Below are 11,341 nucleotides of genomic sequence, written 5' to 3' on the forward strand. Positions count from 1 at the left end.
GATGTACTCACTGTCCGAGGCTGCCCACCAGGTGCCGGTCATCGAGCCGAGCGCCGCGGACGGCACCTTCTCGCTGCTGTGGCTGGTGATCGGCCTGCCGCTGCTCGGCGCCGTCGTGCTGCTGCTCGGCGGCCGGGCCACCGACCGCTGGGGCCACTGGCTGGGCACGCTCATGTCGGCGGCGTCCTTCGTCGTCAGCCTGCTGCTCTTCGTCGAGCTGCTCGGTCGGGAGGAGGGTGACCGGTCGGTCACCCAGCACCTCTACGACTGGATCGCGGTCGGCGACCTGCAGGTCGGGATGGACCTGCTCTACGACCCGCTGTCGGCGCTGTTCCTGCTGCTGATCACCGGTGTCGGCACGCTCATCCACGTCTACTCCATCGGCTACATGGAGCACGACCCGCGGCGTCGCCGGTTCTTCGCCTACCTCAACCTGTTCGTCGCCGCGATGCTCATGCTGGTGCTGGCGGAGAACTACCTGGGGCTGTTCCTCGGCTGGGAGGGCGTCGGCCTGGCGTCGTACCTGCTCATCGGCTTCTGGCAGCACAAGCCCTCCGCGGCCGCGGCGGCCAGGAAGGCCTTCGTCATCAACCGCGTCGGCGACATCGGCATGGCGCTGGCGATCGCGCTGCTGTTCACGACCTTCGGCACCACGAGCTTCTCCGCCATCAGCCAGGTCTCCGGCGCCGCCGAGGAGGACACGCTCACCGCGGTCGGCCTGCTCCTGCTGCTCGCGGCCTGCGGCAAGTCCGCCCAGGTGCCGCTGCAGGCCTGGCTCCTGGACGCGATGGAGGGCCCGACCCCGGTCTCCGCGCTCATCCACGCCGCGACCATGGTCACCGCCGGCGTCTACCTCGTCGTCCGGTCGAACTTCATCTTCGAGCTCGCCCCGACCGCGCAGACGGTGGTCGTCGTCGTCGCGACGGTCACGCTGCTGTGGGGTGCGGTCATCGGCTGCGCCAAGGACGACATCAAGAAGGCGCTCGCCGGCTCCACGATGAGCCAGATCGGCTACATGATGCTCGGCGCCGGCCTCGGCGTCGCGGGCTACGCGTTCGCGATCTTCCACCTGATCACGCACGGCTTCTTCAAGGCCAACATGTTCCTCGGTGCCGGGTCGGTCATGCACGGCATGAACGACGACGTCGACATGCGGCGGTACGGCGCGCTCCGGCACGCCATGCCGGTCACGTTCCTGACCTTCGCGATGGGCTACCTCGCGATCATCGGCTTCCCCGGCTTCTCCGGCTTCTGGTCCAAGGACAAGATCATCGAGACCGCCCTGGCCGAGAACTGGGTGGTCGGCGTGCTCGCGCTGCTGGGCGCCGGCATCACCGGCTTCTACATGACCCGGCTGATGCTGCTGACCTTCTTCACCACCAAGCGGTGGAAGGAGGACGTGCACCCCCACGAGTCACCCGGCGTCATGACCGTGCCGCTGGTCGTGCTGGCCGCGCTCTCGGTCCTCGGCGGCGTGCTCCTGCTCGGCGACTGGATCGTGGAGTGGCTCGCGCCGGTCGTCGGCGAGGCGCCGCACCACGAGCCGCCGCTGCCGATCATCGTGATCACGCTGCTCACGGTCGCGACCGTCGCGGTCGGCGTGGCCGCCGCCTGGTTCCTCGTCGGCAGGCGCGAGGTGCCGCTCACCGCGCCGCAGGACGTGTCGTTCGCGACCCGCGCCGCGCGTGCCGACATGTACGGCGACGCGATCAACGACGTGCTCGTCGGCCGTCCGGGCGCCGCCACCGTCCGAGGGCTCACCGCCGGTGACCGCACGGTCGTCGACGGGCTCTTCACCGGTGGCTCCGCCGGGGTGAAGGCCACCGGCAACGTGCTGCGCCGGCTCCAGAACGGCTTCGTCCGCTCCTACGCCCTCTCCGTCCTCGGCGGCGTCCTGCTCGTCGTCCTCGCACTCCTGGCGGTGAACCTCGCATGAGCGACTTCCCCTGGCTCACCCTCCTGATCGTCGTGCCGCTCGTCGGCGCGGTCGTCGTGGCCGCCCTGCCGCGTGCCGAGCTCGCCAAGCTGGTCGCGCTGCTCGTCTCCGTGCTGACCCTCGGGCTCGGCGTCGCCGTCGCGCTCCAGCACGAGCTGCGCGGGGGCATGCAGCTGACCGAGACCCACGACTGGATCTCCGCCTTCGGCGTCCACTACGCGCTCGGCGTGGACGGGCTCTCCCTGCTGATGGTCCTGCTGACCGTCGTGCTGGTCCCGATCGTGCTGGCCTACTCCTGGACCCACGACGAGGGCCCTGGTGCCGGCGGCTCGCCGCGGGCGTTCTTCGCCTGGGCGCTGGCGCTCGAGGCGCTCTCGCTCGCGGTATTCCTCGCCACCGACGTCTTCCTCTTCTACGTCGTCTTCGAGGCCACGCTGATCCCGGCGTACTTCCTCATCGGCGGCTTCGGCAAGGCCGGCCGCGGGGCCGCCGCGGTGAAGTTCCTGATGTTCCAGCTCGGTGGCGGCCTGGTGCTGCTCGGCTCGGTGATCGGGCTCTACGTCGTCTCCGCGCAGGCCGGGGAGCCGTCGTACCTCCACTCGGACCTCGCCGCGCTGGACATGTCCACCTCCGCCGAGCGCTGGATCCTCGCCGGCTTCCTCATCGCCTTCGTGGTCAAGGCGCCGCTCTTCCCGCTGCACACCTGGTTGGCCGACACCACCGAGAAGGCCACGCCCGGCACGAGCGTGCTGCTGGTGTGCGTGCTCGACAAGATCGGCACCTACGGGATGCTCCGCTTCTGCCTGGAGCTGTTCCCCGACGCCTCGCAGTGGGCCACGCCGCTGGTCGTCACGCTGGCGCTCATCTCGATCGTGTACGGCGCGCTGCTGGCCATCGGCCAGGACGACCTGCTGCGGCTGGTCGGCCTCACCTCGCTGAGCCACTTCGGGTTCATCACCCTCGGCATCTTCGCCTTCAGCAGCCAGGGCCAGAGCGGCGCGATCCTCTACATGGTCAACCACGGCCTCGGCACCGCCGCGCTGTTCCTCACCGCCGGCCACGTGGTCGCGCGACGGGGGACCTCCTCCATCAGCCGGATGGGCGGGATGGAGAAGCTCGCCCCGGTGCTGGCCGGGCTGTTCCTCCTCGCGGGCCTGGCGACGCTGAGCCTGCCCGGGCTGAGCCCGTTCGTCTCCGAGCTGCTCGTGATCATCGCGGCCTTCGACTACCACTGGTGGGTCGGCGCGATCGCGGTGACCGGCATCGTGCTGGCCGCGATCTACGTGCTGTCGATGTACCAGCGCGTGATGACCGGTCCCGGCCCGCTGGTCGCGGACGACGCGGCGGCGGGCGAGCACCTCGAGGACCCGGCGCACCGCGAGCCGGCCGGCCACGGGACGGCCGGGGGCGGCGCGACCGCCACCGCCACGCACACCGACACCCGCGCCGGGGCCGCCGTCGCGACGCCGGCCGCTGCGCGCGACCTCCGCCCGCACGAGGTCGCGGTGCTGACGCCGCTGGTGGTCGGGCTGGTGCTCTTCGGCTTCTTCCCGATGCCGTTGTTCGACGTGGCCAACCCCTACGTCGAGGACCTGATGGCCCGCGTCGACGTCGACGACGACGCTCCCGCCGTACCCCCGGGGACGACCGTCGAGCACGAGGCCGCTGGAGAGGGAGCTCACTGAGCATGGAGTTCGTCAAGCCCACCATCGAGTACGCCGAGCTCGCTCCGCTGCTCATCGTCCTCGGCGGCGCCTGCCTCGGCGTGGCCGTCGAGGCGTTCCTGCCCCGCTCGCTGCGCCGGACGGTGCAGCTGGTGCTGACCACCGTCGTGCTGCTCGCAGCGTTCGCGACCACGATCTGGGTCGCGACCGACCTCGCCGAGGTGGCCGGCGGTGCCGCGCGGGGGCTGCTCACCGCGGAGGGCACGATCGTCGTCGACGGCCCCACCGTCTTCCTGTGGGGCCTGGTCCTCCTGCTCTCGCTCGGAGGCGTGGCGCTGTTCGCCGAGCGCCGGATCGAGGGCGGGGTCTCGGCGTTCGCCGGCCAGGCCGCGGCGCTGCCCGGCACCGAGGCCGAGCGCGAGGCCTCCACCCGCGGCTGGGAGCACACCGAGGTCTACCCGCTGCTGCTCTTCGCGGTCGGCGGCATGATGCTCTTCCTCGCCTCGAACGACCTGCTCACGATGTTCGTCGCGCTCGAGGTGCTCTCGCTGCCGCTCTACCTGTTGACCGGCCTGGCCCGTCGCCGGCGCCTGCTCAGCCAGGAGGCCGCGCTCAAGTACTTCCTGCTCGGCGCGTTCTCCTCCGGGTTCTTCCTCTACGGCGCGGCGCTCGTCTACGGCTTCGCGGGCTCGATGCAGTTCTCCGCGATCGCCGAGGCGGTCCGCAACGACACCGAGAACCAGGCGCTGCTCCTGGTCGGCATGGGCCTGCTCGCGGTCGGCCTGCTGTTCAAGGTCGGCGCGGCGCCGTTCCAGGGGTGGACGCCCGACGTCTACCAGGGCGCGCCCACCGCGGTCACGGCGTTCATGTCGGCGGCCACGAAGGTCGCCGCGTTCGGCGCGCTGCTGCGGCTGTTCTACGTCGCCTTCGGGTCCGACCGGTGGAGCTGGCAGCCGATGATGTGGGCCGTCGCGATCCTCACGATGGTCGTCGGCGCGGTCGTCGCGGTCTCCCAGACCGACGTCAAGCGGATGCTCGCGTACTCCTCGGTCGCCCACACCGGCTTCATCCTCACCGGCGTGCTCGGGGTGCAGGGCGCCGGCGAGCTCGCCGACGGCCAGATCACCTCGCTCCAGGCGGTGCTGTTCTACCTGGCGGCGTACGGCGTGGCCACGCTCGGTGCGTTCGCCGTCGTCACGCTGGTGCGCGACTCCAACGGCGAGGCGACCCACTTCGACCGGTGGGCCGGGCTGGGCAGGCGCTCGCCGTGGCTGGCGGGGGCCTTCGGCCTCTACCTGCTGTCGATGGCCGGGATCCCGCTGACCGCCGGCTTCGTCGGCAAGTGGGCCGTCTTCACCGTGGCGCTGTCCGCGGGCGCCTGGCCGGTCGTGCTCACGGCGATCGCGTCGAGCATCGTGGCGATCTTCTTCTACGTGCGCTACATCCGGATCATGTTCTTCACCGAGCCGCACGCCGGCACCCCGGCCGGCGAGGTCGCCTCGGTGACGACGCCGTCGCTGCTCACCTCCGCGACCATCGCGGCGGGCGTGCTGGCGACGGTGGTGATCGGCGTCGTGCCGGGCCCGGTTCTCGATCTCGCGGCCCGTGCGGGAGACTTCATCAGGTGAGCTCCCGATCGACCGCGGGCCTGTCGTCTGCGGGCCTGGCCCTGCCGGTGACCGACCCGACCCTCGAGGCCCGCCTGCGCGACCGGATGGTCGAGGTCGAGGAGGCGCTGTACGCCCACGTGCAGAGCCGCTACCCCTACGTCACCGAGGCGGCCAGCCACCTGCTCGACGCCGGCGGCAAGCGGTTCCGGCCGCTGCTGGTGCTCCTGGCGGCCGAGGCCGGTCCGCACCCGCTGGCCGAGGAGGTGCTCGCCGCGGCGTGCGTCGTGGAGATCACCCACGTCGGCTCGCTGTACCACGACGACGTCATGGACGAGGCCGCCCTGCGGCGCGGCGCGGACTCCGCCAACGCCCGCTGGGACAACCACGTCGCGATCCTCACCGGCGACTTCCTCTTCGCGCGGTCCTCCGAGCTGACCGCGCAGCTCGGCCCGGACGCGGTCAAGATCCAGGCCGAGACCTTCAGCCGGCTCGTCGAGGGCCAGATCCTCGAGACCGTGCCGCCGGGCGAGGGCGAGGACCCGCTCGCGCACTACCTCGACGTGGTCGCCGGCAAGACCGGCTCGCTCATCGCCACCTCCGCCCGCTACGGCGCCCGGTTCGGCGGCGCGTCGCCGGAGGTCGAGGAGGCGTTGACGGCGTACGGCGAGATCGTCGGCACCGCCTTCCAGCTCTCCGACGACATCCTCGACATCGCCTCGGAGTCCGCCGAGTCCGGCAAGACCCCCGGCACGGACCTGCGCGAGGGCGTCCCGACGCTCCCGGTGCTGATGGCCCGCGCCTCGACCGACCCGGCCGACGCCCGCCTGCTCGAGCTGCTCGACGCCGACCTGGCCGACGACCAGCTCCACGCCGAGGCGCTGGACCTGCTGCGCAAGCACCCGGCCCTCGAGGAGGCCCGCGCGTACGTCGTCGGGCGCGCCGCCGAGGCCAAGGAGCTGCTCACCGTGCTCCCCGCCGGCCCGGTCCGCGACGCCCTCGAGGCCTTCGCCGACGTCGTGGCGGTCCGCTCCGCCTGACGGCCCGGCATCCGGGCCGTTTCTGCGGCTCGCGGCCGGGAAGGGTCTCCTCCGAAGCGACACGAGGAGGAGCTCGAGTGAGCCAGATGCAGATGATCCGGGCCGAGATGGTCCAGGCCGCGGACGTGGCCCGGGACAGCGCCGCCGAAGCGCGGAAGCTGGGATCCTCCGACCACCTCGCCACGGCGGCCTGGACGCTCCCCGGGGCCGACTGCACCACGCACCTCACCGAGCTCGGGACCTCGTGGGACGACGCCGTCGAGGCGTGGGCTCGTGACGTGCTGGCCTTCGCCGAGGACCTCGGCCTCCACGCCGACGACGTGACCGGCACCGACTCCGACGCCGGCGGGCTGCTCGACGGCCTGGGCGGTCTGCTCGGTGGCGAGGAGGAGGACTGATGCCGGCGACCTTCGGCGACGTCCGCCACTGGCGAGCGGCTCCGCTCGGGACGGCCGGCGACGGGCTGAAGGGCGACGCCGACGGGCTCGAGCGCACCCGCGACGCCCTGGCGGCCCAGGCGGTCCCCGACTCGTGGACCGGCCTCGCACGCCTCGTGGCGGAGGGGCGGCGCCAGCTGCTGCTGTCGCGGATCGACGTGCACATCGCGGGCAAGCGAGCGGTCCAACGGGCGCTCTACACCGCGGAGGACGACGTCACCACCATCGAGCGGCTGGTCACCGACGTCGAGACAGCCGCCCGGACCCAGGAATTCGCCCTCGGTGCCGACGGGACGGTCACCGACACCAGCGACCCGCCGACGTTCGACGACCCGCACGAGGCGCAGCAGTGGACGGCCCGGCGCACGGAGCTCGCGCAGGCGCTGGCCGACGACATCACGGTGATCCTCGGCAAGGCCGCCGCGGTCGACGCCCTGCTCAGCGGGAGCATCCCGAGCGGCCACGTCGAGGCGGTCGACGAGCGCGGCGTCCCCTCGCCCGAGGTCGCCGAGGAGTGGGCGACGATGACCGACGACGAGCGGCGCGCCTTCATCGAGGAGTACATCGAGGAGTACGCCGAGATGATCGGGATCGACACCCCGGAGCTGGTGTGGGAGCCGGAGTCCTGGGGGCCCAACGGCCAGGCCCGCGACGGCGGCGCGACCATCGCCCTCAACGAGCGGCTGCTCGACGACCCGCAGATCATCAACACCCTCGCCCACGAGATGCGCCACGCCCACCAGTTCGAGGCGATCGACGACCTCGACGGCGGCTTCCGCTGGCCCTGGGAGAGCGACCCGTTCGACCACCACGAGGACCTCGGGGTCACCCAGGAGGAGGCCGAGACGTGGCGCGAAAACTTCGAGGACTACCAGGACGTCGACAACGACGGCTGGGACGCCTACTACGAGCAGCCGGTCGAGGTGGACGCCCGCGAGGAGGGCCGTGAGGTGCTGGAGGACATGACCGCCGAGGAGATCGAGCGGCTCGCCGAGGAGGGCGCCCGATGAGCAGCCCCGACGCCCAGCTCGACGACCTGCTCGACGCCTGGCTCGCGGACCCGTCGCCGGAGACCCGGCAGCCGCTCGTGGCGGCCGCCCGCGCGGCCGGTGCCGAGGACGACCGCGGCGTACGCCGGCAGGCGGCCCGGTTGCTGCGCGACGGCGATCCCGCCCAGGCGCTGCGGGTGCTGGAGTCCGCGCTGCCCGGCGCCGTGCTCAGCCCCTCGCTGCACGCCGGGATCGCGACCGCCCTCCGCGCGCTCGACCGGCCCGCGGAGGCCGAGCGGCACGAGCGCGCCTCCCGAGCCGCCGTCGCGACCGTCCTCGCCTCGGGCGACGGGACCGCCGAGAAGCCCTGGTCGGTGCTGCGCGTGGCCGACGAGCACGACGTGCTGCGTGCGCTCGGCCGGCGCCCGGAGGGGCAGAGTCTGGTCGAGCGCGGCGGCCGGACGCTCGACCGCCTCGTCACGACCGACGGCGGCGAGGCGTGGTTCAGCGTCGCGGTCGCCCCCGCTCCCACGCGTGGCTGAGGCAGTGGGCGGGGCGGCCCGGCTCGTCCCGGCGGCGGTGTCCGTCCTGGCCCTCGCGCTGCTCGGCGCCTGCGGGGACGACGAGCCCACGGCCGGCCCGACCGGCGGCACCGGCGCGGGCGGCGCGGGCAGCGCTGCCGGCGACGTGCCGTTCGAGCTCGTGACCACCGACGACCTCGCGGTCAGCCCGGACGGCGGCCGCCTGCTCGCCGACTGCTGGGACGGCCGCTGCACCTGGGACGCCGCCACCGGCGAGCTGGCGCAGGAGCCCGACGGGAGCTCGGTCGCGGTCGCTCCCGACTGGTCCACCGTGGCCAGGGTCGACGACGGCGACGTGGTGCTGGTCGGCCTCGAGGACGGCGAGGTGGTGCAGACCCTCCGCGGCCTCGCGGACGCGGAGGTGACCGACGGCTCGCCGGTGAGCGCGGTCGCCTACAGCTCGGACGGCGCGCTGGTCGCGGCCGCCGGTCTCGACGGGTCGGTGCGGGTCTGGTCGGTCGACGACGGCAGCGAGCAGGCGGCGTTCACCGCGGCGTACGCCCCGCAGGTCCTGGCGTTCAGCCCCGACGGGGCGCTGCTCGCGCTCGCCGGCGGGGGACCGGTCGAGGTCCGCGACCTCGACGACGGCGAGGCCGTCGCCACGGTCGGGGACTCCGGCCGCAACGGCGCGCTGGCCTGGACGCCCGACGGCCGGCACCTCGTCGGCCCCGGCCCGGACGAGGCGCCGACCGTGTGGCGGCTGCCGGGGCTCCAGCCCGTGGACGAGCTGTCGGGGGTGCGGCTGCACGAGGCGGCGGTGGCCCCGGACGGGCGGACCGTCGCGGTCACCGCGTTCGACACCACCGAGGTCCGGCTGTGGCGCCCGGCGGCGCTCGGTAGGCCGGGTCGGGCCCGGACGCTGAGGGGGCACACCGGCGAGCCCGGGGCCGTGGCCTTCGCGCCCGACGGCGCGACGGTCTGGTCGGTCGCCGCCGACGACGGCGTCCGCGGGTGGGACGTGCGGTCCGGCGGGCCGACGACGGCGTACGACCTGCCGGTCGGTCCCGACCGGTGAGCCCGGCCGGGACCGACCCGGCTCAGGCGTGCCTGTAGACCACCGCGACCGAGGGCCGCGGGAAGTCGTCGGTGTGCGGCCAGGTGCTGGCCGGCGCCTCGAAGGTCGCACCGTCGATCTCGCCGGGGTGCTGGACCGCGACGAAGAGCGAGCGGTCGCCGTCGGCCAGCAGCGGGCCGCAGGCCTCCGCGCCGCGCGGCACGGTGACGAACTGCTGCACGCGACCGCGCTCGGCGCCGCTCGTCGGCACCCGGAAGATGCCGTCGTTCGAGCCGAGCGCGTTGCCGTCGGTGGAGATCCACAGGTTGCCCTCGGAGTCGAAGGCGACGTTGTCGGGGCAGCTGATCGGGCTGACCTTCGACTTGTCGTAGCCCGCGAAGTACGTCTCCTGCGCCGCCGGGTCGCCGCAGACCAGCATCAGGTCCCAGGTGAAGGTCGTGGTCGCGTGGTCCCCGCGGGCCGGGGTCAGCTCGAGCACGTAGCCGTTGCGGTTGCCCGACTTCTGCTCCAGCGGGGCGCCGAGCGAGGGGCGGGTCATCGAGGAGCCGACCGGGTTGGCCTCGTCGACCGGCATCGCCTCCGAGCCGCGGTTGGAGTTGTTGGTCAGCGCGACGTAGACCTTGCCGTTCACCGGGTTCGGCTCGACGTCCTCGGGGCGGTCCATCCGGGTCGGGGCGACCTTGTCGGCGGCCAGACGCGTGTCGATGAGGACGTCGGCGACGCTCATCCCCTCGACGTACGACGTGGTGTCGCTCGTGAGGCGGATCCACTCGCCGGTGCCGTCGTGGCGGCCGTCCTCGGTGCCGTCGCCGGTCAGCCGGGCGACGTACAGCGTGCCGCGGGTCAGCAGCGTCATGTTGTGGCGGCGGGCGGCGGCCCCGTTGCCGGGCCGCACCTTGTCGCGGGAGACGAACTTGTAGAGGTAGTCACCGCGCTCGTCGTCGCCCATGTACGCCACCGCGCGGCCGTCCTTCGCGAGCGCGACGTTCGCACCCTCGTGCTTGAACCGGCCGAGCATCGAGTGCTTGCGCGGCGTCGAGCTGGGGTCGCTGGGGTCGAGCTCGACAATCCAGCCGAACCGGAACGGCTCGTGCGGCTCCGTGGTCAGGTCGAAGCGGGGGTCCACGGACGACCAGCCGCGGCCGGCGCCGGTCACGCCGATGCGCTTGTAGGAGTCGGCGTAGCGCGGGTCGAGGTCGCCGGAGGCGTCGAAGTACTGGTTGAAGTTCTCCTCGCCCGAGAGCACCGTGCCCCACGGCGTCGTGCCGCCGGCGCAGTTGTTGAGCGTGCCCATGACCCGACGGCCGGTCGGGTCGGCGGAGGTCCGCAGGCGCGGGTCGCCGGCGGCGGGGCCGGTGACGGTGAACGCCGTGCGCGCGCTGATCCGCCGGTTGTGACGGGCGCGGGTGTGGTCGGCGCGCAGCCACGACCCGGGCGTCCGGCCGCGGACGATCTCCAGCACGGACATGCCGTGGTTGAGGATCTCGATCTCCTTCTGCGTGTCCTCGTCGTAGAGATCGGTGGGGAACATCAGGCCCGGGTCGGTGTACTCGTGGTTCACCACGAGCAGCGCGCGGTCCTTGCGTCCGCGCAGCGGCAGCACCCCGACGTAGTCGCAGTTGTAGCCGAACTGCTTCGCCGCCGCCTCGACCGTCTGCCGGCGCACGTCGAACCGCGGCGCGCCCTTCTCGACCGGGTCGCCCCAGCGCACCACGACGTCGCTGCGGAAGCCCTCGGGGCTGACCAGCGCGTCGCGACGGTTCGGCGGCACGGGCCGGAACGCCGTCCGCCCCAGGTCCGCCGCGACCGCCGCCCGCGCCACGCCTGCCCCCGCGCCCGCGCCGGGGGCAGCCGCCGCCGGCGCCGAGGTGAGCCCGGCCAGCACGAGCGCCCCGCCACCCACGGCCGCCCCCTGGAGCACCGAGCGCCGGGCCACGGCCTTCGCCACCTCGTCCCGGACGTGGCCGTGGTCGGTGGTGTTCGGCAGCGGCTGGTCGCAGGCGTCACCGCACCGGAACCGGCAGGTCAGCTTGCTGCGGGAGCCGTGCGGTCCCTGGGGGGTGAGCAGGCGC

9 protein-coding genes are annotated in these 11,341 nt (G+C 73.2%); 8 read left to right on the plus strand and 1 reads right to left on the minus strand.

Annotated elements, in window-relative coordinates; translation table 11 throughout:
• Window position 1 precedes the first annotated feature (1 nt).
• The 8 genes from nuoL (at window position 2) to G6553_RS21210 (ending at window position 9,269) form a co-directional block, all read left to right on the plus strand.
• Window positions 2–1,936, plus strand: coding sequence for an NADH-quinone oxidoreductase subunit L (nuoL, locus tag G6553_RS12265; RefSeq protein ID WP_166193026.1), 1,935 nt, complete (start codon window positions 2–4; stop codon window positions 1,934–1,936).
• Window positions 1,933–3,621 carry an NADH-quinone oxidoreductase subunit M gene (locus G6553_RS12270; protein ID WP_166193029.1) on the plus strand — a complete coding sequence of 563 codons (1,689 nt, stop codon included), beginning with the start codon at window positions 1,933–1,935 and terminating at the stop codon, window positions 3,619–3,621. Before nuoL ends, G6553_RS12270 begins: the two co-directional genes overlap by 4 nt.
• Before the next feature lie 2 nt (window positions 3,622–3,623).
• Window positions 3,624–5,228 carry an NADH-quinone oxidoreductase subunit NuoN gene (gene nuoN / locus G6553_RS12275; RefSeq protein ID WP_166193032.1) on the plus strand — a complete coding sequence of 535 codons (1,605 nt, stop codon included), beginning with the start codon at window positions 3,624–3,626 and terminating at the stop codon, window positions 5,226–5,228.
• Window positions 5,229–5,314: 86 nt separating this feature from the next.
• Entirely contained in the window at window positions 5,315–6,247 is a 933-nt protein-coding gene (locus G6553_RS12280; RefSeq protein WP_166193067.1) for a polyprenyl synthetase family protein, read from the plus strand.
• A 77-nt stretch (window positions 6,248–6,324) separates the two neighbouring features.
• On the plus strand, window positions 6,325–6,645 hold the full coding sequence (locus G6553_RS12285; protein WP_166193035.1) for a hypothetical protein: 321 nt from the start codon (window positions 6,325–6,327) through the stop codon (window positions 6,643–6,645).
• A complete protein-coding gene (locus G6553_RS12290) occupies window positions 6,645–7,694 on the plus strand; it encodes a SprT family zinc-dependent metalloprotease (protein WP_166193038.1) in 1,050 nt (349 codons plus the stop codon). The genes G6553_RS12285 and G6553_RS12290 overlap by 1 nt, the downstream gene beginning before the upstream one ends.
• On the plus strand, window positions 7,691–8,215 hold the full coding sequence (locus tag G6553_RS12295) for a DUF4919 domain-containing protein (protein WP_166193041.1): 525 nt from the start codon (window positions 7,691–7,693) through the stop codon (window positions 8,213–8,215). The genes G6553_RS12290 and G6553_RS12295 overlap by 4 nt, the downstream gene beginning before the upstream one ends.
• Window positions 8,208–9,269 carry a hypothetical protein gene (locus G6553_RS21210; RefSeq protein WP_166193044.1) on the plus strand — a complete coding sequence of 354 codons (1,062 nt, stop codon included), beginning with the start codon at window positions 8,208–8,210 and terminating at the stop codon, window positions 9,267–9,269. Before G6553_RS12295 ends, G6553_RS21210 begins: the two co-directional genes overlap by 8 nt.
• A gap of 22 nt (window positions 9,270–9,291) precedes the next feature.
• On the opposite strand, the gene G6553_RS12305 is transcribed toward G6553_RS21210, so the two are convergent.
• A complete protein-coding gene (locus G6553_RS12305; RefSeq protein WP_166193070.1) occupies window positions 9,292–11,337 on the minus strand; it encodes a PhoX family phosphatase in 2,046 nt (681 codons plus the stop codon).
• Between the last annotated feature and the right edge of the window lie 4 nt (window positions 11,338–11,341).

This window comes from Nocardioides sp. IC4_145 (assembly GCF_011250565.1).
Taxonomy (GTDB): Bacteria; Actinomycetota; Actinomycetes; order Propionibacteriales; family Nocardioidaceae; genus Nocardioides.

Coding starts and splice junctions, on each gene's coding strand:
- nuoL (WP_166193026.1), top strand. CDS start 2: ATGTACTCACTGTCCGAGGCTGCCCACCAGGTGCCGGTCATCGAGCCG.
- G6553_RS12270 (WP_166193029.1), top strand. CDS start 1,933: ATGAGCGACTTCCCCTGGCTCACCCTCCTGATCGTCGTGCCGCTCGTC.
- nuoN (WP_166193032.1), top strand. CDS start 3,624: ATGGAGTTCGTCAAGCCCACCATCGAGTACGCCGAGCTCGCTCCGCTG.
- G6553_RS12280 (WP_166193067.1), top strand. CDS start 5,315: ATGGTCGAGGTCGAGGAGGCGCTGTACGCCCACGTGCAGAGCCGCTAC.
- G6553_RS12290 (WP_166193038.1), top strand. CDS start 6,645: ATGCCGGCGACCTTCGGCGACGTCCGCCACTGGCGAGCGGCTCCGCTC.
- G6553_RS12295 (WP_166193041.1), top strand. CDS start 7,691: ATGAGCAGCCCCGACGCCCAGCTCGACGACCTGCTCGACGCCTGGCTC.